Origin of the sequence: Vreelandella titanicae BH1 (genome assembly GCF_000336575.1) — a bacterium.
GTDB classification, from domain to species: Bacteria; Pseudomonadota; Gammaproteobacteria; order Pseudomonadales; family Halomonadaceae; genus Vreelandella; species Vreelandella titanicae.
The window spans coordinates 142,523-168,113 of the sequence record NZ_AOPO01000002.1 but is presented as its reverse complement, the minus strand read 5'-3'; the positions used below and the strand labels follow the sequence as shown (position 1 = coordinate 168,113).

Annotated in this window: 27 protein-coding genes; 6 read left to right on the top strand and 21 right to left on the bottom strand. The window is 51.0% G+C overall.

Translation table 11 applies throughout. The features are described from left to right. The first annotated feature begins 74 nt into the window (after positions 1 to 74). The 3 genes from HALTITAN_RS24450 to HALTITAN_RS05285 all read left to right on the top strand — a co-directional run bounded on the left by HALTITAN_RS24450 (position 75) and on the right by HALTITAN_RS05285 (position 4,120). Positions 75 to 1,043: a LysR family transcriptional regulator gene (locus HALTITAN_RS24450; protein ID WP_009286476.1), complete on the top strand. Its 969-nt coding sequence runs from the start codon at positions 75 to 77 to the stop codon at positions 1,041 to 1,043. A 635-nt stretch (positions 1,044 to 1,678) separates the two neighbouring features. After that, the gene (locus HALTITAN_RS05290; RefSeq protein WP_022523767.1) at positions 1,679 to 2,434 is read left to right on the top strand and encodes a phosphatase PAP2 family protein; all 756 of its coding nucleotides are present in this window, start codon (positions 1,679 to 1,681) and stop codon (positions 2,432 to 2,434) included. Between the two features lie 1,146 nt (positions 2,435 to 3,580). After that, positions 3,581 to 4,120, top strand: a complete 540-nt coding sequence (locus tag HALTITAN_RS05285; protein ID WP_009286475.1) for an invasion associated locus B family protein — start codon at positions 3,581 to 3,583, stop codon at positions 4,118 to 4,120. 252 nt (positions 4,121 to 4,372) lie between these two features. Here the strand turns inward: HALTITAN_RS05285 and HALTITAN_RS05280 are convergent, their stop codons facing one another. Both HALTITAN_RS05280 and HALTITAN_RS05275 read right to left on the bottom strand, forming a co-directional pair. Beyond that, on the bottom strand, positions 4,373 to 5,149 hold the full coding sequence (locus HALTITAN_RS05280; RefSeq protein ID WP_039858265.1) for a hypothetical protein: 777 nt from the start codon (positions 5,147 to 5,149) through the stop codon (positions 4,373 to 4,375). 145 nt (positions 5,150 to 5,294) lie between these two features. Further along, a complete protein-coding gene (locus HALTITAN_RS05275; RefSeq protein WP_051051884.1) occupies positions 5,295 to 5,738 on the bottom strand; it encodes a hypothetical protein in 444 nt (147 codons plus the stop codon). 552 nt (positions 5,739 to 6,290) lie between these two features. On the opposite strand from HALTITAN_RS05275, the gene HALTITAN_RS05270 reads away from it, so the two are divergent. Continuing rightward, positions 6,291 to 6,917: a tyrosine-type recombinase/integrase gene (locus HALTITAN_RS05270; RefSeq protein WP_039858263.1), complete on the top strand. Its 627-nt coding sequence runs from the start codon at positions 6,291 to 6,293 to the stop codon at positions 6,915 to 6,917. An 801-nt stretch (positions 6,918 to 7,718) separates the two neighbouring features. Here HALTITAN_RS05270 and HALTITAN_RS05265 read toward each other — a convergent pair. Next, a complete protein-coding gene (locus tag HALTITAN_RS05265) occupies positions 7,719 to 8,105 on the bottom strand; it encodes an aspartyl protease family protein (RefSeq protein ID WP_039858261.1) in 387 nt (128 codons plus the stop codon). 232 nt (positions 8,106 to 8,337) lie between these two features. Next, positions 8,338 to 8,640: a trypco2 family protein gene (locus HALTITAN_RS05255; RefSeq protein ID WP_039858258.1), complete on the bottom strand. Its 303-nt coding sequence runs from the start codon at positions 8,638 to 8,640 to the stop codon at positions 8,338 to 8,340. Between the two features lie 460 nt (positions 8,641 to 9,100). Here HALTITAN_RS05255 and HALTITAN_RS05250 point away from each other — a divergent pair, with 460 nt between their 5' ends. Continuing rightward, positions 9,101 to 9,535, top strand: coding sequence for a bleomycin resistance protein (locus tag HALTITAN_RS05250; RefSeq protein WP_009286472.1), 435 nt, complete (start codon positions 9,101 to 9,103; stop codon positions 9,533 to 9,535). Positions 9,536 to 9,599: 64 nt separating this feature from the next. On the opposite strand, the gene HALTITAN_RS05245 is transcribed toward HALTITAN_RS05250, so the two are convergent. The 8 genes from HALTITAN_RS05245 to HALTITAN_RS05215 form a co-directional block, all read right to left on the bottom strand. Beyond that, the gene (locus tag HALTITAN_RS05245; protein ID WP_039858257.1) at positions 9,600 to 10,403 is read right to left on the bottom strand and encodes a deaminase; all 804 of its coding nucleotides are present in this window, start codon (positions 10,401 to 10,403) and stop codon (positions 9,600 to 9,602) included. Positions 10,404 to 10,804: 401 nt separating this feature from the next. Further along, positions 10,805 to 11,101: a hypothetical protein gene (locus HALTITAN_RS05240; RefSeq protein WP_039858256.1), complete on the bottom strand. Its 297-nt coding sequence runs from the start codon at positions 11,099 to 11,101 to the stop codon at positions 10,805 to 10,807. Between the two features lie 68 nt (positions 11,102 to 11,169). Continuing rightward, complete coding sequence (locus HALTITAN_RS05235; protein WP_039858255.1) at positions 11,170 to 11,544, bottom strand: hypothetical protein; 375 nt, start codon at positions 11,542 to 11,544, stop codon at positions 11,170 to 11,172. A 106-nt stretch (positions 11,545 to 11,650) separates the two neighbouring features. Then, the gene (locus HALTITAN_RS24445) at positions 11,651 to 12,358 is read right to left on the bottom strand and encodes a TIGR02391 family protein (protein WP_051051880.1); all 708 of its coding nucleotides are present in this window, start codon (positions 12,356 to 12,358) and stop codon (positions 11,651 to 11,653) included. A 93-nt stretch (positions 12,359 to 12,451) separates the two neighbouring features. Continuing rightward, entirely contained in the window at positions 12,452 to 12,928 is a 477-nt protein-coding gene (locus HALTITAN_RS25245) for a hypothetical protein (protein ID WP_009286471.1), read from the bottom strand. A 75-nt stretch (positions 12,929 to 13,003) separates the two neighbouring features. Then, entirely contained in the window at positions 13,004 to 13,474 is a 471-nt protein-coding gene (locus HALTITAN_RS24440; protein WP_009286470.1) for a phospholipase D-like domain-containing protein, read from the bottom strand. A gap of 147 nt (positions 13,475 to 13,621) precedes the next feature. Further along, positions 13,622 to 14,008, bottom strand: a complete 387-nt coding sequence (locus HALTITAN_RS05220; RefSeq protein WP_039858252.1) for a hypothetical protein — start codon at positions 14,006 to 14,008, stop codon at positions 13,622 to 13,624. Between the two features lie 93 nt (positions 14,009 to 14,101). Further along, positions 14,102 to 14,644, bottom strand: coding sequence for a hypothetical protein (locus tag HALTITAN_RS05215; RefSeq protein WP_009286469.1), 543 nt, complete (start codon positions 14,642 to 14,644; stop codon positions 14,102 to 14,104). A gap of 420 nt (positions 14,645 to 15,064) precedes the next feature. Between HALTITAN_RS05215 and HALTITAN_RS05210 the strand changes: the two genes are divergently transcribed. Beyond that, a complete protein-coding gene (locus HALTITAN_RS05210; RefSeq protein WP_039858251.1) occupies positions 15,065 to 15,985 on the top strand; it encodes a ketopantoate reductase family protein in 921 nt (306 codons plus the stop codon). 110 nt (positions 15,986 to 16,095) lie between these two features. On the opposite strand, the gene HALTITAN_RS05205 is transcribed toward HALTITAN_RS05210, so the two are convergent. The 9 genes from HALTITAN_RS05205 to HALTITAN_RS05165 form a co-directional block, all read right to left on the bottom strand. Continuing rightward, complete coding sequence (locus HALTITAN_RS05205; RefSeq protein WP_039858248.1) at positions 16,096 to 16,722, bottom strand: glutathione S-transferase family protein; 627 nt, start codon at positions 16,720 to 16,722, stop codon at positions 16,096 to 16,098. A 196-nt stretch (positions 16,723 to 16,918) separates the two neighbouring features. Then, positions 16,919 to 17,812 (bottom strand): 3-hydroxyisobutyrate dehydrogenase, encoded by an 894-nt coding sequence (gene mmsB / locus HALTITAN_RS05200; RefSeq protein WP_009286467.1) that lies wholly within the window; start codon positions 17,810 to 17,812, stop codon positions 16,919 to 16,921. 37 nt (positions 17,813 to 17,849) lie between these two features. After that, entirely contained in the window at positions 17,850 to 18,965 is a 1,116-nt protein-coding gene (locus HALTITAN_RS05195; protein ID WP_039858247.1) for an enoyl-CoA hydratase/isomerase family protein, read from the bottom strand. A gap of 53 nt (positions 18,966 to 19,018) precedes the next feature. After that, positions 19,019 to 20,173, bottom strand: a complete 1,155-nt coding sequence (locus HALTITAN_RS05190; RefSeq protein WP_039858245.1) for an acyl-CoA dehydrogenase family protein — start codon at positions 20,171 to 20,173, stop codon at positions 19,019 to 19,021. Between the two features lie 196 nt (positions 20,174 to 20,369). After that, positions 20,370 to 21,362 carry a branched-chain amino acid ABC transporter permease gene (locus tag HALTITAN_RS05185; protein WP_039858244.1) on the bottom strand — a complete coding sequence of 331 codons (993 nt, stop codon included), beginning with the start codon at positions 21,360 to 21,362 and terminating at the stop codon, positions 20,370 to 20,372. 2 nt (positions 21,363 to 21,364) lie between these two features. Then, complete coding sequence (locus tag HALTITAN_RS05180) at positions 21,365 to 22,252, bottom strand: branched-chain amino acid ABC transporter permease (protein WP_022523807.1); 888 nt, start codon at positions 22,250 to 22,252, stop codon at positions 21,365 to 21,367. Positions 22,253 to 22,353: 101 nt separating this feature from the next. Further along, a complete protein-coding gene (locus HALTITAN_RS05175) occupies positions 22,354 to 23,577 on the bottom strand; it encodes an ABC transporter substrate-binding protein (RefSeq protein WP_009286462.1) in 1,224 nt (407 codons plus the stop codon). Between the two features lie 145 nt (positions 23,578 to 23,722). Beyond that, positions 23,723 to 24,466 (bottom strand): ABC transporter ATP-binding protein, encoded by a 744-nt coding sequence (locus tag HALTITAN_RS05170; RefSeq protein ID WP_039858242.1) that lies wholly within the window; start codon positions 24,464 to 24,466, stop codon positions 23,723 to 23,725. Further along, positions 24,463 to 25,269 carry an ABC transporter ATP-binding protein gene (locus HALTITAN_RS05165; protein ID WP_039858241.1) on the bottom strand — a complete coding sequence of 269 codons (807 nt, stop codon included), beginning with the start codon at positions 25,267 to 25,269 and terminating at the stop codon, positions 24,463 to 24,465. Before HALTITAN_RS05165 ends, HALTITAN_RS05170 begins: the two co-directional genes overlap by 4 nt. Positions 25,270 to 25,591 lie beyond the last annotated feature (322 nt).

Sequence of the window (25,591 nt, the reverse complement as noted above, 5' to 3'; positions counted from 1 at the left end):
TATTGATCTTTGACCGGTACGAGACCATTATGCTGGGAATTCCGTGTCATAAAAGCAAATAGTATTCATTTAGCATGAATGAAATTCAGATTAGAAACCTGGACCTGAACCTGCTTTTGGTTTTCCGTGTGTTGATGGATGAGGGCAGTGTCAATCGGGCCGCAGAACAACTCAGCCGGACGCCTTCAGCAGTCAGCCATGCTTTAGGTCGGTTGCGCGACCAGCTTGGTGATCCGCTTTTGGTTCGTGTTGGTGGAATTATGCAGCCCAGTCCAAGGGCTCTCGCACTTTACCAAGAGATACAGCCGATACTCGCCCGGATTGAACGCGCCGTGCAGCCGCCAGCAGAATTTAATCCCTCGAAAAGCACACGTATTTTCAAAATAGCCGGCCCCGGCTTGGACATTGTGGCCACAGAAGTTGTCCGAAGGATGCACAGAGAAGCACCAAACTCCGGCCTTGCATGGCAGCCCCTGTCAAAGGAGACCATGGGTCAGATCGTCAGTGGCGAAATAGACATTGCCTTTGGGAACGCAAACTTCCCTCTCCCGGCAGGATTGAAGGCTAAGGCTCTCCCCTCATTAAAACGCTATGTCTTCGCTCGTCATGGACACCCAGCTTCAAATGACTGGACAACGGAAAGTTGGATGAGTTGGCCTCATGTCGTTGTGCGCACTCCAGGTGCAACACATGGAACCGTAGAAGAGCGGCTCGACAGCTTAGGTCTGAAACGCCGAATTGGGTTACACGCTGCCAGTTGGTCAGGCATTGGTGCGGTCTTAAACAATACCGACATGCTGGGTAATTTTGTCGCGCTGTGTCTACTAGGAGGCGCGCAGGGTGAAGATATTCAGGTATTTGAGCCTCCCGAACCCTTGCCTGACGTGTCTTTTCGGGTGATGTGGAAATCAGAACTTGATGGTGACCCCGCCACCCGGTGGCTACGCAATATTGTTTTGGCGACGTTCGATGCGCTAATCGATGAGGCTGACCGACGCCTCGCAGCATCTGACATCATCAAGCCGCGCCAAAGCACCTGTTAGGGTTCTGTTGCAAAATTTACGGGCGACGAGAGCTGGGTTGGTGATGTCAGGTAGATCGGGACGAGCGCTGAGCCTGCAGGCTCGGAGTGATTATGCGGCGATCCTCGTGACCGTGCTGTCGACCGGTGGTGCGAGTGCTGTGATCGCGGGGGCTATCAATTTCTTGGCCGTGTCCAGCAATACCAGTTGTCTCGATCTACTGCCGCAGTAGTGGCCGTCTGGTCTCACTGATATCCGGATTGGGTCGAAATCAGCCCTCCAACCAGGTGCCCCTAGAGCAATAATCTGCGCTTACTTTCACCCACTCTACGCGCAGATTTTCAAAATCTTCTTAGCGTCAACGCTTCCAGATAATGATTGCTGCCATCGCTGGAAATTAGCCTTTTATACCACCTTCATTTATAGGCAGTGAACACAATAAGCTTGGCGGCAACGCCGCTCCCAAGGATGAAGCCAAAATCGCGAATGCCACACGGCAACTTCGTTTTGGCAACATTTCAGGCAGCGCCATCAGGTCAGCCCCCGCGACTGGCGCAAGATCTTCGGCGACAATGTCTGACTATCCTGCCAAACTTCTCGTGTCAAAACGTCAGAATTGGCGCTGCGTACCCCTTCTCAAAGCAAAGGAGTTGCAAATGAAGCACCATGAAAAACTTGGACAAGTTGGGCGCAAAAGCTTTTCCCTACTGGCTCGGCTCGGCCGCTACGAACTAGCAATGCTGCTATGCGTCGCGGTACTTTCCGGTGGAATTTGGGGGTTCGTCGCGCTGGCCGACGAAGTTATCGAGGGGGACACCCGTAGCATCGATGAGAGCCTACTGCTCGCCCTTCGCAACCCCGCAGATCTTAGCGACCCGATCGGGCCAGGCTGGGTTGAGGAAATGGGCCGGGACTTCACCGCACTGGGCGGTGTCGGCGTGCTAGTACTCATCACATTGGGCGCCCTAGGCTACCTGTTACTTGCCAGACACTATCGCGCGGCTCTCTTTGCCTCAATCGCGGTGCCCGGTGGCATACTTCTCAGCACTGTGATGAAGCTGGGCTTTGACCGCCCTCGCCCCGATCTCGTGCCTCATGAAGCTATGGTCTATACCGCGAGCTTTCCCAGCGGCCACTCAATGATGTCTGCCGTGACCTACCTCACCCTGGCAGCGCTACTCATTCGCGTACAGCCCGCGCTGAGGCTAAAGGCTTACCTTTTGATACTGGCGATATTGCTGACCTTGCTGGTGGGCATAAGCCGCGTTTACCTTGGGGTTCATTGGCCGACCGATGTACTTGCCGGTTGGACGGCCGGGGCTAGCTGGGCAGCACTGTGCTGGATCGTGATGCACTGGCTTCAGCGGCATGGGCAGTTAGAACCGGAAGAGAGCAGTTCCAGCATCGAATAACGTGGCTCAAACAGCGCTGGGTAACACAGAGGGTGTTGCCCAGCCACCTGGAAGAACGAATATTTAGCTTGAAGCCGATTAAAAGGGGCTGATGACATCCAGACCAGCCAGCCACGCCAGTGCACTACTTGCAAAATCAGCGCTTTTTGGGCGTTCTGGGAGGAAAATAGCCGCTTAAAAGCCAGCGTAGAATATTGCTCGGTTCAATTATCGGACAAAAAAATAACTTTAGTCACAGCTAACAAATAAGCTTAACCCTATAGAAACAAAGAATTAGCTTGTAGTGGAGCAAGGTGCAGTCTGTCTACTTCCTGAAGATTTCATATGGCCAGGGTGAGGCCAGCTTTTACGTTTTAGCAGAGTATTAACTATATACAATGCGCGTCGACACTTTATGCGCTAACATCAGCTCACGGAAGCTGGTTTCATACAGCTTAACGGGTCAACTAATGGATTAATAGAGGCAAATAGCATGAGCAAAGGAAAAGACAGTAAAAAAGACACTAAAAAGAAACCCCTTCTAACAGCCAAAGAAAAGAAAGCTGCTAAATCATCAAAGAAAAGCGAAACCAACGTACTAGGTAACTAAGCGAGCCTAACTCAGCACTACCGCTCACTGCTAAGACTAATAGCAAAATGCAGTAGTGTTAGGAGTTGCTTTTGATAGAACGAAACTTTGTTACCTTACATAATTTCAAACAGCCCCTTCACGCTCTTGCCTTTCACTTTTAATTGACCACTGCATAAACCACGCCAATAAAAACTGCAAAGGTAAGCGGGCATATAAATACAGCCTAGGTATATAAAAATATTGCTCAGAGTATAATGCCAGATTTATATCGGCAGATATCTGACGGTGCTTTTCAGCTTAGGGAGCCCCATGAGCAGTTGCACCGCTACACGCAGCAACACGCCTGCCTAGCGTCCTGTGTAAGCCTTAATCGCCACTCCGGAACTCGCCTATATAGCGAATGGTTTCACAAATAAAGTCTATATTTACCTTAAATAAAAAAACGCTCAGGAAAACGAGGTGGAGAGGAAGGTAAACCGCCCAACCACGCTCTCGTAAATCAAGGGCTCGACCTCAAGCGAACAAGCAGGCATGGTGAGTATTATTATCCACCATCAGCGAACCAACAGAAGGTTATGCCAATGCCGAACTCTCTTACTCAAAACCTATGCAGGATGGGGCTATTATCGCTCTTGGTGCTGTCTCCCAATGCCTTCAGCCAACAACAACCGGGGGCAGCCTCCGGTAATGATGTCACTACCGAGTCGTTCCAGGATTGGGAAGTCCGTTGCCAGCGTAGTGCCGAGGGCCCGAGCCCTTGTGCGATGTCGCAATTGATCACTCAACCTGACAGCGACCAACCCTTGATGCAGGTAATTCTTGACTACCCGCCTCAGATCGATGACCCGGTGATGAGCTTCTTCGTGCCGCTGGGGGTACGTCTGGCCCCGGGCTTGCAATTCAGTGTGGATAACAGCGAGCCAATCCAGTTCCCCTACCAGGTCTGCCAGGAGCAAGGGTGCCGTGCTGACGTGCCCATTGAAGCGGCAATGTTGCAGCAACTCCGCAGTGGCAATACAGCAACCCTCAGCATGATTAGTCCACGCGGTGAACGCATGGACATAGATATTTCACTGCTCGGCTTTACTGACGCCAGTAACCGCATCGCGCCCTGATCTTACCGGCAAAGCTGGCTTAAAATGGCCGGCAAGTCTACTCAGCCATTGCCAGCAGGCGTATGTTTACGCCTGCTGCCGTGGTGGCAATGCACAGAATTTATATGACTGTTCCCGGGCGCTATTGCGAAATTTCGGCCAACAGCGGCCTTTTAGGCGACATTCATATAGCGCTTGCAGCATGCGCGCCCTTGTAATGGAGCCGAAGGCACAATGGAAAGGACGTCGCAGTGCCTGAGCCGGTTATAACTACTACTGTCTTACGCTATATTTATCAGCAAGTTGCTGTGCCTTCGAGCCCAGTAAAGTTTTGTGCTTTGGCACTGCTACGTCATCTAGAATTTCTCTGTACCTATTTCTGAGCTGATTAAGCTCATAAACAGTAATTCTCTGATCCTTTACTGACATTTTTTCGGGCTCTGTAAGAACAGAAATAAAACGGTACTCCTCATCGACTACCCTTTCCATACGTTCTCTGTCTGTTTCGAACTCTGGAGCCTTTGCTGCTGCTCCAAAAATCTGATTAAAAAACAAACCTGCGCCAAGGGTAAAAAGTCCATTCTCTTTGTCGCCAATCGATGACTTCAAGTCTCTTTTGATGCTTGAGTCGAGCAGGTCAATCGTTGGGTTTTGCAGAAATATATCTCCAAGCCTCTGTAACCGCTGGAGCTGTATAGTGATTTTACTTTGAACAATAGCGTAATGCTCTCCGAGTTCTTCCTCAGAAAGCTTTGAAAACTCAATTACATCTCTGTTTCGCGCTAAGCTTAATAGCTCATCGGCAGTTTCCAGCAAATTCCCAAGGATGAAGTAGCTTTCAAACAACTCCACTATTCTTTCGTCGTGCTGGCCTTCTCTGTACTTGTCGTACAAGGCTGGAAGGGCACCTATCAAGGAATTTAAGAAGTTACTCAAACCTTCCAGCATTGCTACCTCCAAAAATATAACATTCGCGATAACCTGCGCTTGCGGCCGGTGCGCGTTCTGCGGTCTCGCGGGTTGCGTGCCGACCGCAAGCGTCAGGCTCATCGTCTTGTTCGGTTTACGTATGGGTCTCGTCGTCAATCTCTGTCCTGGAGGTGATCCTAGCAGTACACTCCAACTGGCGTGCATCAGCGTTAGTGCTTCACATGAAAGCCGCGTGCTTTGCTTCAATAGATTCTTTGCAGTCAGTTCACGCTTTGATCAGGCTTTCTAAAAAGGCTTCAAATTCTATAAAATCTAATGCCTTGCAGTCATTCGATGCTTTAGCAAGCCTACGTTTGAATCGACCATCGTTTGTGACTAGTATTTCGGATGTCAAATTAGCCGTATCTGCAATAATCGCATCATCATATTTCTTCGATTCGCCTAAGTGCTTATCGTATACCGGCCCGCTCCCGAGTGTTCCATTGCCCCATGGAGTTACGCCTGCCACGAAAACAGAATCTTTTGTCTCTGCTATAGGAAACCAATCTGGTAGACCATTGAAGGGGCTTTTTTTAAGCTCATGGACTACATGCTCAGGTGCGCAGATGCAGATCTTTTTCGCACAAACTAAAGCTTTGATGTTGTGTTTCGTTCCAGCCGATGCGCTGATTAGATCGTAAATATTTGAGTCTAAAGTGATATTTATCATTTTGTGTTGCGCCTTGAACAGTATGATTTTACAAAAATTCCCGTCATATTCTCAGAATAAAACAAGTCTAAGAGGAACTCTTTAATGGAATTAGAAATCTCCAGTCGTTCGCGACGCGGCGATAGTGGTTATGCCTCAGCGTATTGCGAAGTGTTCGAATTAATTGTTGAAATGTATTTCTCAGCATGACGGTTGAAGTGAACCGACGACCAATGAGTCTCGCTTGAAAAACTCGATCTTGCGAAAGACTTTCTTAGTAAACCGAACAGTGATTATACACCCCTCTGAATAACCTGAATGAACCCGACGGCGCGTTCATTGAGGTTATACAGCCCATCATTCACGGCCTATCCTATTAAAACTAAAATAAATTAAATATAAGTAGGCAGCATAATATAGATTATCGTGCCTGCTGCATAACACGGCTGAATCAGCATGCCGCTTTCGCCGGAAGGGCCGCTTTGGGTCGAGCCCCGCCTGTAAATTAACCTTAGCACATGTCGAGCTTGAATTGAGCCATTCTTTGGCCTCCACCCGATGGAGGAAAATGCCATGAACGTCTCGACAGAAATCTCCTGTACACCCACACCTTGGAATAAAGGCAAGTTGGTTGGGCAGAAGGCGCCTCTGCGCCTTCGAGACATCAGGGCCATCCGTGTTCGTCTACAGCTTGCCAAAAAAACGAGAGACCTCGCCCTCTTCAATTTAGCCATCGATAGCAAATTACGAGGCTGCGACCTCGTCAATTTACGAGTACGGGATATAGCTCATGGTGCGTGTATATCCCCACGAGCGATCGTGATGCAGCAAAAAACGCATCGACCTGTCAAGTTCGAAATAACCGAGCAAACTCGCATCACTATTATCGACTGGATACAGCTGGCTCAGCTCCGAAGCGAAGACTTCTTATTTCCCAGCCGAATCAATAGCACAAAGCATCTCTCAACGCGGCAATATGCCAGTATTGTCAAAGCTTGGGTTACCGAAATAGGTCTAGATGCGTCAATTTATGGCACGCACACGATGCGTCGTACGAAAGCTTCGCTGATATACCGTCGCACGAAAAACTTGAGGGCAATACAACTGCTCCTGGGTCATACGAAGCTTGAAAGCACCGTCAGGTATCTAGGGATAGAGGTAGATGACGCGTTGGAAATGGCAGAGCAGACAGAAGTTTGATGAGGATAAACGACGGCCTATTGCGGGCCGTCGTTGTCCGGCCAGGACCAGACATTTAGGATAAGCGTCTGTAAAGACGCGCACACCGGCCGAGTCTAGCGAGGTTCAGGCCACGTAGTGGCCGATAGTGCTGAGCATTGTTATGTATTTGCGTAGTTTTCATTTTTAACTCGTTCAAGGTCGTGCTTTAAACCGATGAAAAGCCCAAAAACGTTTACAGCCTCTCCGTCCTCGATCCACTTTGAAATCATTGTTTGAAGAAATACGAGTGCTTTAAGGTGTGCCTGTCCAGTATAAAGTCTACAAAGGCAGCACGTCCACGCCGCCTGAACCAAACAAACCCCGGCCAAACCATACTTAAAACTCCACGTCTAGAAATTAAAAATTGGTATCCCGTGAGTAGCATGACAGCGTCTGCATACTTACAGGATAGAGATTTCCGACGACGGGCAGGCGATGAAGGGCGGAGGCTATTGATTCTCGGAGTTCAGTGTGAGGGTTTCCGTATAATTTATAAGCACCATCTATTCTCAACCGGACTTCATCAAAAAGCCTTATTTACCTCTAAAAATAATGTCATTAATTTTGAATTTACAGATACAAATAGAAAATGCTTTACTTTTGAGCAGACAAAAACAACAATACGATGTTCTATATTAAATCTGATATAAATATAAAGACTAAGGTGGCTGGATAGGGATACTTTCAGGCAGAAGATCAAATCACGAAAAATCTATTCATTATTTGACGGTATGAATGAGAGAAATGCATTTGCTCCAGCTCACCGCCATATTAGTCTTCTCATGTACGCAGCCACTCTGTAACATTGAATCCAAGATCGAATGCCGCCAATAAAATTTGTCGGCCTGCGATCAGTGGCTTAGTGCAATTTGTTGTATCTACAAGCAGATCGACAGTTTTTGGCGTACTACCTTCTATTGAAACTTGTATACCACATACGAGCTTAAGTTGTGCCATACCAGCAACAGTAGTTACGGATATTGGTACGCCGCCCGCAAGCGATATGCCAGCTGCCACTGCATCAATTTCATTAACCTGCATGTAATCTGCGCCGGTATCGACAAGGCACTTCAAGGTTGGGCTTTTGCCAGAGGCTGGGTTTAGTACAAGATCCGCCCAAGGCCTGTTCCCAGAATAAGGCTTCATTGAAACATAGTTGACTATCATTATTGAACCACTCCATCAGGCACGTACACAATAGTGACATCAACCAGATTGTATCCTCGACTGTTCAGAAAACTATAAAGTCTATTCAAATCGCTATCTTCTGCAACTATATTTTGCGCGTTAGCTACAACCCAAAGGCCGCGTGGAAGACTACTCCAATTTGCATCTATAAATAAAGAACCAGCGTGCACAGCCATATTGCATTACTCCTCAGTGAGCATTTAGCTATAAGCTAGGGCTGACGCTCGATATTTGGTGCACTATCTGTGACATGTGGTGCTTGCGTCACAGTGCCTTCTGGGCTTTTGAATCTCACGCGAATCATGTTTGTATGACTAGATTTAGCTGTTCCACCGATGTTGACAACCCAAACCTTGATTCCAGCGTTGGATGACGCCTCAGCTGTTATGGCGAACTCCACCTCGCACTGATCAAATTGCATCACAGGAGTTCCGCGTTCACGGGCATTCATATCAGCAGCCAGTAGCTCTTCTGCGACTTGAGAGAGAACCTGCGCAAGCGGTAGTTGTTTCATTTTCAACACTCATGTCAGTTGTAATTTGTAGGGGCTAATAGCGATTAGGATGCAAACATCGATAATGGAGGAGCACGTATTTTTGTTCAATAATGTTATGCAGCACGCCGCCTCCTATCTAACCTACTGAAAAAGTTAATCTCAAATATAGGTTGGCAACGTTATATCAATCATAGTGCATGTGGCATAACACGGGCCAAGTTAGCCTCAGCCGATATATACACCCCGCATTGGCGTCGTCTGCTGCCTCAACAGTTCTGTAAGAGTAGCCTGAAGTCCAGCATTCGGCCAGGAGCGGACATTCAACTCAACTCGATAATACTCCGCCGACCGAGCATCATGATGCTCGCCACCCTCCTGCTGTGGTACAAGTGCCAGAGGTGCAGACTCTGACTTCACGAGTCCGCTTTGTACCCAGTCCGCTCCCAGCGAATGAGTCTGTTGAAATGGAAGTCACCTTATGTTCGAACGTAGCAAACTGGTTCCAGAGTTAATGGTCACTGACCTGGCTAACAGCCTGTACTTTTGGGTTTCTTGCCTGGGATTCGAACTAGCTTATCAACGCCTAGAAGACGGATTCGCGTATCTCGATTTGAATGGCGCTCAAGTAATGCTTGAGCAGGTTGATTCGGAAACGGGTCAATGGCTGACTGCCCCCCCCCTGTCTAAGCCGTTTGGAAGAGGAATTAACCTACAGATTGACGTTGTAGCTGTCGTATCCATCATCCAAAAACTTGATCAGGCTGGATTTCCACTCTATCGAGAATGCAAAGACACCTGGTATCGGGCTGACAAAATAGAAGTAGGCCAACGCGAATTCATCGTCCAGGATCCCGATGGTTATCTCGTAAGGTTGGTAGAGCGGTTGGGTGAGAGGCCTGCTTGCTCAATCTGAACCTAAGCCAAGCCGACCGTCAGCTTCAGGTCTACACCGGCAATCATGCTTAGATGTCCGGAATTCATGAGGCATCGTTACGCACTTCCCAATGAAAGAGAATGTCGTTTTGGTACAGGTCGATTAATCTAACCAAGACGCAGAATCCTGCGCTGGCGGGTTGAACCACCGTGATCATGCCCTTCTTCAATCGTGCAAAATGACTGGGAAATTTGAAAACCGTTGGATCAGTGATATCGCTGAAGTTCCGTGCACCGGCAGCCATCTTCACGGCGCCATTGAGACTAGATAAGTCAACACAACCGTGTGCTGGTTGCAGAGTGGCCCACTTAATTGGGATACTCCTTGTATCCGTCTTGCTGAAATGCACAGTAATCTCAGTTCCACTATGTACGACCGGCACCCGCCTCTTCCCACTACCATACACGGCATGTATGTTACCGAAATCAAACGTTTCTTCTTCGATTGCCGCTCGCAACTTTCGGTTGAAAAATTTGACGCTGATGTTGCTCTCTAAGAGTCTCTTGAACCCTTGGGAGTAGATCGTTCCGTTCGGATCGAGGACTCCTATAAAGACTTCTTTGACTCCGGAGGAAATTATTAGCTCCGCGCAGCATTCAACGTTCTGGTCATCGTGTAGATCAACGCAGGGCTCCAAGGTCGTGTACATCGTTGAATCACTAAGTTCTTCACGAGTTAATTTCTCGATTGCAACTCTTTCTGCGTGCACCCTTTCTATCTCCCCACGATGACCCGTGGAGAGAATCTTCCCGTCCTTGGCTACAACCGCACCCACCCTCGGGTATTCGGAGCACTTCAAATGCTCCTCTATCGCGATTTTCATTAGATCGGCATTTGAGTACGTCATGTTACCTACCGGTACAGGTTTGAGTGGTCCGCTTCAAGTGGCACCCGAGCCATCTGATGCCTAACAGGTATTAGACTACCCATCTTATGATTGGGTAAACGTACCTGCATGCCTATCCGACAAATGCAGTCTAAAAAACTCCAATCCATTGATATAATTCATTAATATTTCTCGCTTGGCTGCATGTCCAAAGTTCTCACGCCTGCTGCATTTCCCGACATGTCCGCGCAGGGTCGTCAACAGACGCACCACTATCAGAGTAGCTTGAAGCTCTGCACCCGGCCAGAAGCGGCCTTTTAGGAGCCACTGATATAGCGCTTTAACGCCAAGCTAAGCGGCGCCCTGACAAGGGCGTCCGGTGGAGGCCAAAGGCCGGAACGAACTTGAGTGACTTGTTAGGCTTAACTGCGCATTTCATTTAGTTTGGACTCAGCCACTTTCGGTTTAACTCCTGCAATAAGGTAAAAGCCAGTTTTTAGAAAGCTGGGGTGGCGGCCTTCTTCTGATTCCACTTCAATGACGACGTTTTTTAGTGACTCGGATGGCTGATCTGGGTTGATGCTTGGTGCCTCAGCGCCCACGAACTTAATCTCACCATTGCTGGCTATGATTTCGGCCTCAGCAAACGAAATTTCAATTGCGGATCCACTTTGGGTCTCTGGACGCTTGCCGTCTCTTGCGAACCACATTTTTGGCATAACATTCTCCTGAAGCCTAGCGCTCGCATAAAGCGCGTGAGGTACGAGCGTCGCGCTTGATGCGTTTGTTAAGCATCCTTGGTGAGCTCTTCATACCAATTTCTTTGGTTTTCCGGAAGCATTATGGGAACCCCGAATTGAATTCTACTAACCCTGGTATCCGTGGTAGATGTTTCACCTTTTACGTCGGCTCCTATACCGGCAATTTTTACACCGCCACTACCCGCAGTTTTTCCTCCTGTCTCAACGGTCACTGCTATGTCAAAGTCAATGATCGTAGATTTAAGCCGAGCGCTACTGGATACCCGTGCGTTTTTTGGATACTCGTGGCCTCCGTCTCGACCAGCCACGACAAACGCACCAACTGCTTCATTACTCTGTGCTTCCCGTATGCCGGTGAGAACTTTCTCAAGAACAGATTTAACAAATTCATCTATTTCCACGGATCTACCTCCTTGCTTAACGCTTGGCACACGTGCCGGTATAGAGCCGCAACGCGGCGGAAAACAGGTCACCGTGCTGCCACTGGTTAGACATCTCGTGCATACCCTATTCCTGCCGTTCATCGATCTTATGCATCAGCAGGCTCGCCAAACTTATCAGGTGGAGAGACTTTGTGCTGCCAGGGTTGAGATTTTCATGTGCTTTCGGGTTTCGGATGCCAGTCATCGAGCCAGCAAAGATCTGCATGTAACCCTGCTGAATATTTCTATCACTTTCGGTGGCAAGCGCAGACAGGCGGATGACCGGGTTTTGCGGTGAGAAAACGGTTGTCATCAAACCAGCCCCATCCAATTCTCGCCCGTCGATCCCATGAAGTATGCGTTTGACGGCATCGTTCGCTTCCTTAAATGATGCCTCCACCGCATCGCCAAAAAAGCCGGCCTCGAATCTTGGCCTCGCCAGCGCACTGATCCTTGGGTGCACGAACTCCCAAAACCACTGTGTAGGACTGTCAAGATTATCAATATCCGATGCCTCAATGCGGCGTCTGGCCTCTGGAATAACAAAGGCCTGTATCAGGTCTATTGCCCCAACGGCATCACCTTGAAGTGGCGTCATGTCCTTCATGTGTTCAACGAGCTCAGCCCACCCGAGAAGCTGGCAGAAAGCACGAAGGCTGTTGATCTTGCCGGTTAGGATGTTGTCGATTACGCCTTGAGGCTCTGCGTCGTCGTAGTAAGGATTCAATGGAATCTCAAACTCCGCGAGTTCGTCTAGCATCTTCGTCAGAGCTTTTTCTCGAGTTTTTGGCATGGTGCTCCTTCAGATGTCTAACGTCCACAGCACGCGTGGCTTTGCAGTGAAGGCGAAGCCGCAACGGAAAAGACATCGCCGTGACTGCGCTTGTTAAAACCGGTTTTGCACATAAACCTCCCGCAATCGTGGGCAGGCCTCTATACAGGCGAGAAGAACCATTTGCGCAGACTCTACTAGCCTCCGATCTCTTCCCGGAGGTGAATGAGGTGTATGCTTACCCCCGTGGAATAAATTATGACGAACCCTGCACGCAGCATCGATAGCCTTTTCAATTTCCCTTTCACCGTGAAGATCTCGGGGCTGCCACTCTTGTGCACTGATCTGAACCATTGGTGGTTCATTACATAAGAAATTGATTGCTCCATCCAATTCGGAACCGATATCAATATGCACGTTTTTGGCTATTTCTTCCGAGAAACGCCACCAAGCTGGTGAAACGACTCCACGCTCATTTCTACTATAGCCCAACTCTTTGAGCGCAAACTCCAACCGAGAAAGCGTTGCAAAGAACTCACAAACAAGCTCTTTTTCAATATCAAGTCCTTCAAATGGCGATGGAATATTCATAGGTTTTAACGCCCGGCACAGCGGGCCATTGGTAGCGACGGAGGAGCGAAAAATGGCTCCGACTGCTGCCGCTTGTTAGAGCTGTGTGCGTAGATTACTTTGCATTTCATCCAGATATTCTCTGATTTCCTTTTGAATGTCGTCGCCTACTAATCCCGACAGATGAACACTCAGTTCGTCACTGCTGGATAGCCCGCCCTTCGTTATATTTGCGGAGCCAATGATTGCATTATAAGAAGCTCCCGTTTGAAAATAGTAAATTTTCGAATGGATAGTGCCATGCGTTTTGTTAGCCATAAGGTGAATGACGTTCGTCAATCTACCAATAATCTTAGCGGAGCTACCTATAGTGTGTGCCTTATTTGAGATAATAGAAATTTTTGCATTTTTTCCAAGAGCCTTTTCTATCGAAGGACGGAGTGCCCGAATCCCCTCTGGTTTAATCCAGCCTGAGCAAAGTATCGATTCTTCAGAGCTCTCGATTAAAGAAGCCAGCAATGTTAGATGATTCCCGGGCTTCGAATTATGGGCTAATTTTATTTTCATTTGGTAGCTCTAACGCAAAAGCTCAGCGGTGCGGCTTGTCCGCGTCCGCTGGAGCGTCTTGTTGGGCATTTAAAATTTTTTCAAAAAAAATCGGACAATTTACCTATTTTAAGGCCTGCATAATTTTCTTCGGCTTCTGTGGTTGATCTAAAGAGGTTGATCAGTTACTCCATGCAGTTGTAGTTTTACAATGTAGCCATCATTATTTACTCCAGAAACCGTGCCAGCGGGATAAAACTCGTGAAAAACATATTCAACAGATGCACTTATTCTTCGTATAGTCCCAAAATCGTTAAATCTCAAAATAACTACTTCTTCCCGTCTAGGGGCTTCTACTGGCGAGTTATAATGGATGGCAACACTTTTTCTCATACCGTTGTATGTAAAGTTTAGGGTGGTGACATAAACAGAGCCTTTTTTGTCACTGATAGAAGCGTATGCTAGGATAGATTCGATTTCAGATGATGAGGTCATGTATTGGATATTATTATGGGTTATCACCTCGTCAATAAAGTTATCATCTTTGTCTTTCATAAGTTTCTCCTATTAAATTGATTCTGGGTATGTGCCCAACGCCCATGGTAAGCCGCCGCTACGAAGCGTAAGCGTAGTTACGGTCGGCTTCACCTACTTGTTATGAGACTCTCCTTTCTTGCTGACTACTTCTACGCTATCTAGGAACTTGTTTAAAACAGCGGTCGAAAAATCGACTCCGGGGTGGCCAGGCAATGGGCTATCTCCTTGTTTAGATGGCTTTGCAACATAGTCAAAAGCACCTCTTGTAAGAGCTTCTCGAACGTCTGTTTGGTAACCATCCGTGTTATTACTTCCAGCTACTCGCACGCGCATGAAGCCCACGATGTAGTGCTGAAGCCTTGAAGCTTCTCCGATGTGTAGTCGATAGACGGCCATGAGAATGCTGAACGTCAATGTGTAGATCGCCAAGAAAATATAGAGGACGTTATCGGGCACTTCGAATTTCAGATCCGCGTTAGGCGCAAGGGCGGGATACATCAGCGCTAGAAAGAGAATCATCACAAGGGTCAGCGTCAGCACCAGAACTATAGACAAAATACGACGCGCCGAAGCGGAGTTTTCCTTCTCCATGTGAGTGCATCGCTCCATTGCATTCTCTATATTCTCAATTTCCGTTTCTATCGTGTTGCTCATGATTCTCCTTTGATCTTATAACAGCCTATTAGACGGCGCGTTCTATGATTGAATGAACGTGCTGGCACTTTTTCCGGCAAATGCAGCCTGCCAGGTTCTCCCAAGCCTATGATTCTTTGATACATTAATTTCCATTAGGCTATATATCCAAAACTCGCGTGCCAGCAATATTTACCCGGAATGGCCGCTCAGGGTCGAAAGCAGTCATCTAATAATGCCTCATGACCACATCAGGTATAACACGCTGTCAGTCATTGACCACTTCATCTATCAATTTCACTTAGCCTCAAACTTATCAGACATTGTTTACCATCGTCACTAGCCATTAGTCCCCTTTGCTCATGCTTTTGTTCACCTTCGCGCCCCTAAACCAAACGAGGTAAGCTTGGCGGCACTGCTGCTGATGATGATGTTTTGATAATGCCTACCCACTGGATACTCGGCCCAGGTGCCATTGGCCGCCTACTGGTCCATTCGCTTTCACCCATAGCAGCCACCACGCTAGTTGGTCGCCGTGCGCTGCCTGCGCGCCAGATGCTGACCACGCCGGAGGGCGAACAGCGTGTGGTGCCGTTAAACTCGTTGACGATGGCTCAACTAGCATTAAACACGCCTGTACCGCCCGCCTTTGTGCATATCACTACCAAGGCCATGGTGGCTGAGTCGGCGCTGGTTGGCATTACTGACTGTATTTCCCCTTCTACCCCGATAGTACTGTGGCAAAACGGTTTTTTGGCGCAGCCGCGTATTACCCAGGCGTGGCCGGGGCCGGTGTTATGCGCGACAACAACTGAAGGTGCTTATCTAACCGGTGATGATGGCGTGGTGCATGCGGGGCGTGGGCATACCTTTGTGGGTGATTTGCATAACCAGCACGGTGCGCTGGCTAAAGAACTGGCGCAAGCATTAACCCAGGCAGGGCTTGCCGCCACAAAGGTGGATGATATTCGCCAACGCCTGTGGCAGAAGCTGGCGGTGAACGCGGCGATTAATCCACTAGTGGCATTGAATGGCGTGCGCAACGGTGAGTTACGCGGTGAAGCTTATGCGGGCCATGTGGTGGCCGTGGTAAAGGAAGTCGCGGCGATTATGCTGGCTGAGGGCATTGCGCCACCCAATGATGGCAACGGTGAAGATGCGTGGTTGGCGTTGGTGTGGCAGGTGGTGGAGAACACCGCGAACAATAAGGCTTCGATGTTGCAGGATGTGGAAGCCAAACGCCCCACCGAACGCGGGGCGATATTGGGGCCGTTGATTGAGAGTGCCCAGCGCCATGGGTTGGCGTGTGAGGCGTTGCAGGAGCTGGATAAAGAGCTGGCTGAACTGGAAGCGAGCTTTTAGGCATTACTTGGGGCAGCTTCGCTGCCCTCCCGCGGGTGCCTCGTTTCTCGCTACGCTCGCTACTCGTTACCACACGCTACAAGTGCGCTTACCTCATTTGGATTCCAGCATCACGTTACAGGAATCACCACCACTTTTTGGTAGGCGGGGCGTTCAGCGATTTGTTGGTACCAGCGTTCTAGATTGGGGCGTGGCTGCCAGGTTAAGCCGATATGCCATAAGTTGTAGATAAAGGGTGCAACGGCAATATCGCCCAGGCCAAACTCATTGCCTGAGAAGAACGCTTGCTTGGCCAGCACGTTATCCATCAACTCAAACAGCTCTTCACACGCCTGCATACCTGCTTCAATGGCAGCATTATCGCGTTTTTCGGGTGGGGTTCTGACATAGCCCATCAGGATCGTGCGGTGCCTGGGTGACAGGGTGCTGTTCGACCAATCCATCCACTTTTCAGCCTGCGCCCGTTCGGCGGGGGCTTCGATCCATAGCTTGCTTTGCCCGTACTGCGCGGCAAGGTAGCGAATAATCGTATTGGATTCCCACAGCACGCTGTTGGTGGCGTCATCTTTGAGTAGCGGCACTAGCCCGGTGGGGTTCATGGCCAAGTATTCCGGCGTGTTGTTAACCCCGTACTCAAGCCCGGCCTGGATCTGCTCGAACGGCAGCTCCAGCTCTTCTAGCACCCAGCGCACTTTTTTGACGTTGGTGGAGTTGTTGCGGCCCCAAAGCGTGATCATGGTAGTCCTTGTATATGAGCAGTTTCTTTAAGTTTGCCCGCCCTTGAGGCCGGAGACAAGCTGTGGCTTCGGTGGGATAGCTGGGGCGGCTTCGCCGCCCTCTCGCGGGTGCCTCGTTTCTCGCTGCGCTCGCTACTCGTTACCACGCGCTACTACAAAACCCCGCTCCTCACCATTTACCATTCACGCCTTACCCTCACTCTTTATCCTGATAAAACTGCATCAGGCTTGAGAAGTCGAGTTTACCGTTGCCTTTGGCTTTATGTAGGGTGAACAGTGAGCGGGCGGCGGAGCCCATGGGGACTGCGGAGGCGCTTTGCTGACTGACATCCATGGCGAGGCCTAAGTCTTTGATCATCAGGTCGACCTGGAAGCCGCCTTGGTAGTTTTTGGAGGCCGGTGCGTTTTCCATGACACCTGGGTAGGGGTTGTAAACATTGAGCGCCCAGTTACCGCCGGAGCTCTGCTTCATGATCTCTGAAAGCACCGCGGGATCCAGGCCGTTTTTGACGCCCATATTGATCGCTTCGCAGGTGCCCGCCATCAGGATAGAGAGCAGCATGTTGTTGCAGGCTTTGGCCACCTGCCCTGCGCCGTGATCTCCGGCGTGGAAGATGTTTTTGCCCATGGCTTCCAGCACCGGCTTGGCCAGCCTGAACTCGACCTCGCTGCCGCCCACAATAAAGGTCAAGGTGCCCGCTTGAGCGCCGCCCACGCCACCGGAAACCGGCGCATCGATAAAGCCGATACCCAGCTTCTCGCCCTCTTCAGCAACGCCTCGGGCAGTGGCACCGTCAATGGTAGAGCAGTCGATGACCAGCGCTCCACGTTTGATCACTTCAAACAGCGGCGCATCGTCTTCAATATATAGCCCGCGTACATGCTTTCCGGCGGGCAGCATTGAAATGATAAAGTCGGCGTCAGTGGCAGCTTCCTGAGCAGAGAAAGCCACTTCACAACCATTCGCTTTGGCGGTCTCTTGCGCCTCTTGAGAAAGATCAAAGGCGCGCACGTCAAAGCCAGCTTTTACTAGATTGGCAGCCATGGGGCCGCCCATATTGCCCAGGCCGATAAATGCGATGGTGTTCATTTTATTATCCTTATTAGCCGGTAATGGGAAGATTATATTAGCGTAGATCCGCCAGCGGATTTTGCGACCATGCGGAAGATAGTAGCTCGTTGATAAAGCTCTCCTCTACCGAGGCCACATCGGGATACGTCCAGTTCGGTTGCCCGTCTTTATCGACCAGCAGTGCGCGAACGCCCTCGGGGAACTCACGGTGTCGGCAGCACTGCACCGAGAGCGACATTTCGGACTGGAACACCTCTGCCAGCGACATATGTTTAGCCCGCTTTAGCTGCTCATCAATCAATTTCACCGACACCGGGCTACCGTGGGCCAGCGTTTTCTGTGCCTTACCAAACCACTGATTATCGCTTTTTACCGCCGTAATAGCGGCGACGATTTGCTCCACGCTGTCGTGATCCATCAACTCGCGAATCAGCGGTGAGTGCTGGTAAACGGGCGCTTCCATCTCAGCAAATACAGGCTGGGATGTTTGCTCAAGCTCACGCATGATGCGGTTAACCACCCCGTTGGCATCGGTATTTTCACCGGCTCCCCATTGTGCGTCGGTCAGTTGCTGCAGCATGGCATCACGGTGGTGGCTGGCGATACAGCGGTCAGCCAAACCTAGATGAACGGCATCTGGCGCATTGATCTGGCAGCCGGTCATGGCTAGAAAGCGCCCTGCGCCGTTGGGAAGCCGGTTTAAAAACCAGCTGGCGCCTACATCCGGGTAGAGGCCGATGGTGACTTCTGGCATGGCCAAACGCGAGGTCTCGGTCACGACACGGTGGCTGCTGGCGCTTAACAACCCCATGCCGCCGCCCATCACAATGCCATTGCCCCAGCAAATCACCGGTTTGGGGTAGGTATGGAGTAGAAAATCGAGCCGATACTCGGTCTCGAAAAAGCGCTCGGGGAAGCTGGGGTCGCCCTCGCCGGTAATCGTTTTATACAAATTCACCACGTCGCCACCGGCGCAAAAGGCTTTTTCGCCTGCGCTATCCAGCAGCACCGCCACTACCCGCTCGTCGGTGGCCCACTCGCGAAGGCGCGGCAGCATCTCTTCACACATCTCAAGCGTTAAAGCGTTCAGCGAGCGCTCGGCATTGAGCTTAACCTCAGCAATCACGTGACCGTCTTGGGTGGCGTGTTCAGTAATCAGTACGCTGCTCATTGGCATTCCTTATCCGTCGCTATCGTATCCACCGTAATCTTATTCATCGTCATTTACAGCTCGGTGGCGCCGTCTGCCAGCACCCGACGGGAGATGATCAGCCGCATGATTTCGTTGGTACCTTCAAGAATCCGGTGTACCCGGGTATCGCGCACGTAGCGCTCCATGGGATACTCCTTGATATAGCCATTGCCGCCGTAAAGCTGAAGCGCTTCGTCGCACACCTTGAAGCCCACATCGGTAGCAAAGCGTTTAGCCATGGCACAGTAGGTCGGTGCATCGGCGTGGCCTGCGTCCAGCTTGGTAGCGGCCATGCGCACCAGCTGCCGAGCAGCCACCAGCTCAGTGACCATATCGGCTAAGCGGAACTGCAGCGCCTGGAACTCGGCTAAGCGCTTACCAAACTGTTTGCGCTCCAGCATATACTCCCGCGCTTTGTTGATCGCCTGCTGGGCGGTGCCGATTGAGCAGGTAGCAATATTGATACGCCCGCCGTCGAGGCCCTTCATGGCGATTTTAAAACCGTCGCCTTCATTGCCGAGCAGATGATTGGCGGGTACTCGCACGTCTTCAAAAGTGATCATGCGGGTTGGCTGGCTGTTCCAGCCCATTTTCTCTTCCTTGCGCCCATAGCTAATGCCGTCACTCTTGGCATCGACCGCAAACGCCGAGACGCCGCTGGCACCCTCACCGCCGGTGCGCGCCATCACCACGAGAAAATCGGTGCTACCGGCGCCGGAAATAAACATCTTGCTGCCGGTCAACACGTAATGGTCGCCGTCGCGCTTGGCAGTGGTTTTCAGCGAGGCGGCGTCGGAGCCTGAGTTAGGCTCGGTTAAACAGTAAGAACCCAGCAGCTCGCCTGTGGCCAGTTTTGCGCCCCACTGCTCGACCGCTTCCGGCATACCGAAATCTGCCAGCATCCAGGTGACCATATTGTGAATGGTTAGGTAAGCCGTGGTAGAGGTGCAGCCCATGGAGAGCTGTTCGAAAATGATGCTGGCGTCCAGCCGCGAGAGCCCTAACCCACCCACGCTTTCTGGCGCGTAAAGAGAGCAAAAGCCCAGCTCGCCGGCTTTACGAATCACATCGACGGGGAAGAAGGAGGTTTGATCCCACTCGGCGGCATGGGGCTCTAGCTCGTTTTGGGCAAACGCCCGGGCCATATCGGCAAAGGCGACCTGGTCTTCGTTGAGTTCAAAATTCATGGCGTATCTCCGCAAATGCGCGTGCGCACTGCTGTTGTCGTTATAATTGACGTTAACGTTAACTTATCCATTTACCCGGCTACAAGCAACCTGCCAACGCTTGCGACCTTAGGCGTAGGCCTTATAAAAGAATCAAAAAAAGGGCGCCAAGCGGCGCCCAACATCGGACAGAGAGAGTGCTATTTAATAAAAACGCTTACTTAAAGTTTTTGCGATACATCTTGTCCAGCTCACCGATTATTCCGCTACGGAAACTGAGCACACAGACCACAAAGATGATACCGAGAATAACGCTAACCCAATTCCCCAGCGGCGACTGCGCCAGGATATGCTGCAAGCTGACCACAATACCTGCGCCCATTAACGGGCCCAGCAAGGTGCCCACACCGCCCAGCAAGGTCATCAGTATTACCTCACCGGACATATGCCAGTGCGCATCGGTCAGCGAAGCCAGCTGGAAGACCACGGTTTTGGTGGAACCCGCCAAGCCGGCTAAACCTGCAGAGATGACGAACGCCACTAGCTTGTAGGCATCGGTGTTGTAACCTAGCGATACCGCGCGAGGCTCGTTTTCACGAATCGCTTTTAGCACCTGACCAAACGGCGAGTGCACCGTGCGTTGAATCAGCGCGAAGCCGAAGATGAAAATCGCGAACACAAAGTAGTACATCGCCAGGTTGCTGCTCAGGCTGATAAACCCAAATAGTTCGCCACGGGGCACGCCGTGCAAGCCATCCTCACCGCCGGTAAACGGTGCCTGTACAAACATGAAGTACACAAGCTGGGCGATCGCCAACGTCACCATGGCAAAATAGATGCCCTGACGCCTGATGGAGAGCACCCCAAACACCACCCCAAGCAGCGTGGCCAAAACAGTACCGGCGATAATACCCAGCTCCGGGGTTAATCCAGGGTAGCTCGCCAACAGGTAGCCGGTTACGTAACCACCAGTGGCCAAGAAAGCCGCATGGCCGAAAGACAACAGACCCGCATAGCCAAGCAACAGGTTGAACGCACAGGCAAACAGCGCAAAACAGAGCACTTTCATCAAGAACACGGGGTAGGCCAAAAACGGCGCGACCAGACCCATCACGATTAGCGCCAGATAGAACATATTGCGGCGAAACTTGGCCCGCTTCTGACGTTCCAGTACCGCGGATGGCGCCGCCATTGATTGAGATTCTGCCATGTTCATGCCTCCTTACCGAACAGCCCAACGGGGCGCAACATGAGCACAAGGATCATGACAAGAAAGATCACCGTATTAGAGGCTTCGGGGTAGTACACCTTGGTCAGCCCTTCGATGATGCCCATGGAAAGCCCGGTAATAATGGCACCTAGAATCGACCCCATCCCGCCGATGACCACCACCGCAAACACCACGATTAACAAACTCGACCCCATGGTCGGCGATACCGGATAGAGCGGCGCTGCCAACACGCCGGCAAAGGCAGCAAGGCCAACCCCAAACCCATAGGTGAGCGTGATCAGCAGCGGCACATTAACGCCAAAGGCCTGCATCAACTGAGAGTTTTCAGTACCCGCGCGAAGGTAAGCACCCAACCGCGTACGCTCGATCATAAACCAGGTAAACAGGCACATCGCCAGCGCTGCCACCAGCACCCAAGCACGATATGTCGGTAGGAACATAAAGCCCAGGTTCAAACCGCCCTGGAGGATTTCCGGTGTAGCGTAGCGCGCCCCGGAAACACCGAAGAAGTTGACCAACGTGCCCTCAAAAATCAACGCCAAACCAAAGGTCAGCAGCAGCCCATAGAGGTGATCCAGATGGGCGATCCTGCGCAGCAAAAAGCGCTCTAGCAGCACACCGAAAGCGCCGACCACTAACGGCACCAATATGAGCGCCAGCCAGTAATTAATGCCCAAATAGCGAAAGCCTAATAGCGCGGCGAAGGCCCCCAGCATGTATTGCGCCCCATGGGCAAAGTTGACGATCTTCAACAGGCCGAAGATGACCGCCAGGCCCAGGCTAAGCAGTGCGTAAAAGGCGCCATTCACAAGACCCAGAGTTAGCTGGCCCATGAAGACGGCCATTGGCACGCCGAATATCATCGTCATAACGCGACTCTCCTCGCCCTCAAACAGTTGGCGGCAACTTGCCGCCAACCGGTTCTACACATCACTTGCGATGGCTATCTGGCTCAAGCTCAGCCGGGAAATTAGTTTTGCACCAATTTGCACTGGCTTTCAGATAGCGGGCGGTAGGCTTCTTCGGCGGGAATGGTGCTGAGGATTTCGTAAAGATCCCACTCACCGGTGGACTCATCCGGCGTTTTAACCTGGGCCAGGTACATGTCGTGGATCATGCGGCCATCTTCACGGATGCTGCCGTTACGGGCAAAGAAGTCCTCAATAGGCATCTCGGCCATTTGCGCACGTACGGTTTCAGGGTCGTCGGTGCCCGCGGCTTCAACGGCTTTCAGGTAGTGCATGGTGCTGGAGTAGATACCCGCTTGTACCATGGTCGGCATGCGGCCTACTTCATCGAAATAGCGCTGTGCCCATTCGCGGGACTGCTCATCCATATCCCAGTACCAGCCGGTAGTTAGCAGCAGGTTCTGAGTGGCTTCCAGGCCAAGGGCGTGAACGTCATTCAAGAAAATCAACAGGCCTGCTAGCTGCTGCCCAGATTGAGTCAAGCCAAACTGGCTGGCCGTCGTGATCGCGTTAACGGTATCGGCACCGGCGTTGGCCAAGCCAATAATTTTCGCGCCGGAGCCCTGAGCCTGAAGAATGTACGAAGAGAAGTCGTTAGTCGGGAATGGATGACGAACGCCGCCCACAATTTCACCGCCGCTCTCTTCCACTACTTTGGTGACGTCAGCTTCAAGCGCATGACCGAAGGCGTAGTCTGCGGTCAGCATAAACCAGCTATCGCCGCCCTGCTCTACAACTGCTTTAGCGGTACCGTTAGCCAGCGGATAGGTGTCGTAGACCCAGTGAATATGATTAGGGGTGCAGTGTTCGTTGGTAATGCTAGAAGCCGCCGAGCCGGACACGATACCCAGGCCATTGTTCTCTTCCAACACTTTGGTCACCGCAATGGACACAGAAGACGCTACTAAACCGCCCACCATATCGACGTTATCCTGATCGATCCAACCACGCACGGTATTCGCACCGACGTCAGCGCTGTTGCGATCATCTGCACTGGAAATAACGATGGACGCGCCATTGACGCTGCCGCCAAAATCGGCCACCGCCATCTCCATGGCAGTTAAGCCGCCGGGGCCTGCGAGGTCGCGATAAGTGCCGGACATATCGGCCAGGTAACCAATGCGGACTTCACCATCACTCATATCAGCCTGGGCGGTAGACACGGCGAGGCTTGAAGCGGCCGCAACGGCGATGCTGGCGGCCAGCGTTTTTTTCATAAAGGTCATATTCGTCTCCTGGCCCGGAGGCCTTTGTTGTTGTGTAGTCTTTGAGCTGTCGTGAAAGTGCGTACTGCAAATTACTGATTAATATTATTGTTTTGTGAGCAGCGAAACTGTTGGCGGAATGAACATTTAAGTGTCTAGCCGTGTGTTATACCCCTAGCATTGAGTTGAGATGTTCCCGACGCGATGGCAGCTGCGCGGCGCTGATTTCTTCGACAATCTGACCGTGATCCATCACGAAGTGGCGATCCGCAAGCGGCGCCGCAAAGCGAAAGTTCTGCTCCACAAGCACAATGGTCATACCGCGCTCTTTCAACTGAACCAGCACTTCGGCAAGTTTCTGCACAATGACGGGGGCAAGCCCTTCGGTAATTTCATCGAGCAGCAGCATGCGCGCACCCGTGCGCAAGATACGCGCCATGGCTAACATCTGCTGCTCACCACCGGAAAGCCGCGTCCCCTGGCTTCTACGCCGTTCATACAGGTTCGGAAACATGGCGTAGATTTCGTCCAGACTCATGCCGCCGGAACGCACAGTGGGTGGAAGCAATAGGTTCTCGTGCACATCCAAGCTTGCAAAAATACCGCGCTCTTCCGGGCAGTAACCCACCCCGAGACGCGGAATATGGTGCGGCTTCATATGCAGCGTTTCATTACCGTTAATTACAATAGAGCCCGTTCGGCGCCCCACCATGTTCATGATCGATTTCAACGTGGTACTTCGCCCGGCGCCGTTGCGGCCCAGCAGCGTCACCAGCTCGCCCCGCTTCACATCAAAATTGACGCCGTGCAGGATGTGCGACTCGCCATAAAAGGCGTGTAGTTCCTGAACGCGCAACATTTCCAGGCTTTGTGTGTTTTCAACCGGCGCTTCGACCTCAGCGATATTCATACGGCAGTTCCCTCTTTTTCAGAACCATCCTCTTCTGCGGCATCGCTGCCCATATAGGCTTCACGCACCAGTGGGTTACGAGAGACGGCTTCGTAGTCGCCTTCGGCTAACACAGCGCCCCGCGCCAGTACGGTAATGCGGTCACACAGACGGCTAACAACGCTCAGGTTATGCTCCACCATTAATACAGTACGCCCCTGGGAGACACGCTTAATCAGCGCCACGATGCGGTCAACGTCTTCTGCGCCCATACCTTGAGTCGGTTCATCAAGCAGCATCATGGTGGGGTCGAGCGCAAGCGTAGTGGCCAGCTCAAGTGCTCGTTTACGACCGTAGGGCATTTCTACCGTTAGCGTATCGGCATACTCCCGCAGACCCACTTCTTCCAGTAGTTCAAGCGCGCGCTCATTAAGGTGATCCAGGGATTTCTCAGATTTCCAGAAATGAAACGAGGTACCCAGCTTGCGCTGTAGGGCCACTCGCACATTCTCCAACGCGGTCATATGGGCGAATACCGCGGAGATCTGAAATGAGCGCACCAACCCTAACTGAGCTATTTCGTTGGATTTTTTACTGGTGATTGAGTTGCCGCGATACAAAATATCGCCGCGGGTAGGCGGCAGAAATTTGGTCAATAAGTTAAATACGGTGGTTTTACCAGCCCCATTGGGGCCAATCAGTGCGTGAATATGCCCTTCCTGTACCTGGAGATTGACATCGTCCACGGCGGTGAAGCCGCGAAACTCTTTGGTCAGCCCTCGGGTTTCGAGGACAGGTCCCTGAAGGACATCGTTTGCACTCATAGAGTGGCAAGCCTCTTATTGTTGTTGTGCTAATTCTTTACAGGCATGGCAAAAGCGGCTGCTACTGCCTTACCTGAACGTAAGGTGTATGTGCAAACTAGCAACTGTCGCTATAGCAATACAATTACAACTTTGGTCTATCGACGACATTATCCTAAATTAATAGCTGCCTTCAAAACATAAATATCAACAACTTACCTAATTTCAACGCTTTTCAACTGCTAGCAACAATTGCTTTACGTTAACGTAAACTTGTTTTAGCCTCAGTGGCAGTGTTCCATAGGCGTCATATATTGGGAACAACGACTTTGTGAGAGAACGT

Coding starts and splice junctions, on each gene's coding strand:
- HALTITAN_RS05170 (WP_039858242.1), bottom strand. CDS start 24,466: ATGAATATCGCTGAGGTCGAAGCGCCGGTTGAAAACACACAAAGCCTG.
- HALTITAN_RS05240 (WP_039858256.1), bottom strand. CDS start 11,101: ATGCCAAAAATGTGGTTCGCAAGAGACGGCAAGCGTCCAGAGACCCAA.
- HALTITAN_RS05280 (WP_039858265.1), bottom strand. CDS start 5,149: ATGAGCCTGACGCTTGCGGTCGGCACGCAACCCGCGAGACCGCAGAAC.
- HALTITAN_RS05265 (WP_039858261.1), bottom strand. CDS start 8,105: ATGATAGTCAACTATGTTTCAATGAAGCCTTATTCTGGGAACAGGCCT.
- HALTITAN_RS24445 (WP_051051880.1), bottom strand. CDS start 12,358: ATGCCAAAAACTCGAGAAAAAGCTCTGACGAAGATGCTAGACGAACTC.
- HALTITAN_RS05210 (WP_039858251.1), top strand. CDS start 15,065: ATGCCTACCCACTGGATACTCGGCCCAGGTGCCATTGGCCGCCTACTG.
- HALTITAN_RS05180 (WP_022523807.1), bottom strand. CDS start 22,252: ATGACGATGATATTCGGCGTGCCAATGGCCGTCTTCATGGGCCAGCTA.
- HALTITAN_RS24450 (WP_009286476.1), top strand. CDS start 75: ATGAATGAAATTCAGATTAGAAACCTGGACCTGAACCTGCTTTTGGTT.
- HALTITAN_RS05175 (WP_009286462.1), bottom strand. CDS start 23,577: ATGACCTTTATGAAAAAAACGCTGGCCGCCAGCATCGCCGTTGCGGCC.
- HALTITAN_RS25245 (WP_009286471.1), bottom strand. CDS start 12,928: ATGAATATTCCATCGCCATTTGAAGGACTTGATATTGAAAAAGAGCTT.
- mmsB (WP_009286467.1), bottom strand. CDS start 17,812: ATGAACACCATCGCATTTATCGGCCTGGGCAATATGGGCGGCCCCATG.
- HALTITAN_RS05270 (WP_039858263.1), top strand. CDS start 6,291: ATGAACGTCTCGACAGAAATCTCCTGTACACCCACACCTTGGAATAAA.
- HALTITAN_RS05165 (WP_039858241.1), bottom strand. CDS start 25,269: ATGAGTGCAAACGATGTCCTTCAGGGACCTGTCCTCGAAACCCGAGGG.
- HALTITAN_RS05185 (WP_039858244.1), bottom strand. CDS start 21,362: ATGGCAGAATCTCAATCAATGGCGGCGCCATCCGCGGTACTGGAACGT.
- HALTITAN_RS05290 (WP_022523767.1), top strand. CDS start 1,679: ATGAAGCACCATGAAAAACTTGGACAAGTTGGGCGCAAAAGCTTTTCC.
- HALTITAN_RS05255 (WP_039858258.1), bottom strand. CDS start 8,640: ATGAAACAACTACCGCTTGCGCAGGTTCTCTCTCAAGTCGCAGAAGAG.
- HALTITAN_RS05245 (WP_039858257.1), bottom strand. CDS start 10,403: ATGACGTACTCAAATGCCGATCTAATGAAAATCGCGATAGAGGAGCAT.
- HALTITAN_RS05190 (WP_039858245.1), bottom strand. CDS start 20,173: ATGAATTTTGAACTCAACGAAGACCAGGTCGCCTTTGCCGATATGGCC.
- HALTITAN_RS05285 (WP_009286475.1), top strand. CDS start 3,581: ATGCCAATGCCGAACTCTCTTACTCAAAACCTATGCAGGATGGGGCTA.
- HALTITAN_RS05205 (WP_039858248.1), bottom strand. CDS start 16,722: ATGATCACGCTTTGGGGCCGCAACAACTCCACCAACGTCAAAAAAGTG.
- HALTITAN_RS05275 (WP_051051884.1), bottom strand. CDS start 5,738: ATGATAAATATCACTTTAGACTCAAATATTTACGATCTAATCAGCGCA.
- HALTITAN_RS05195 (WP_039858247.1), bottom strand. CDS start 18,965: ATGAGCAGCGTACTGATTACTGAACACGCCACCCAAGACGGTCACGTG.
- HALTITAN_RS24440 (WP_009286470.1), bottom strand. CDS start 13,474: ATGAAAATAAAATTAGCCCATAATTCGAAGCCCGGGAATCATCTAACA.
- HALTITAN_RS05215 (WP_009286469.1), bottom strand. CDS start 14,644: ATGAGCAACACGATAGAAACGGAAATTGAGAATATAGAGAATGCAATG.
- HALTITAN_RS05250 (WP_009286472.1), top strand. CDS start 9,101: ATGTTCGAACGTAGCAAACTGGTTCCAGAGTTAATGGTCACTGACCTG.
- HALTITAN_RS05220 (WP_039858252.1), bottom strand. CDS start 14,008: ATGAAAGACAAAGATGATAACTTTATTGACGAGGTGATAACCCATAAT.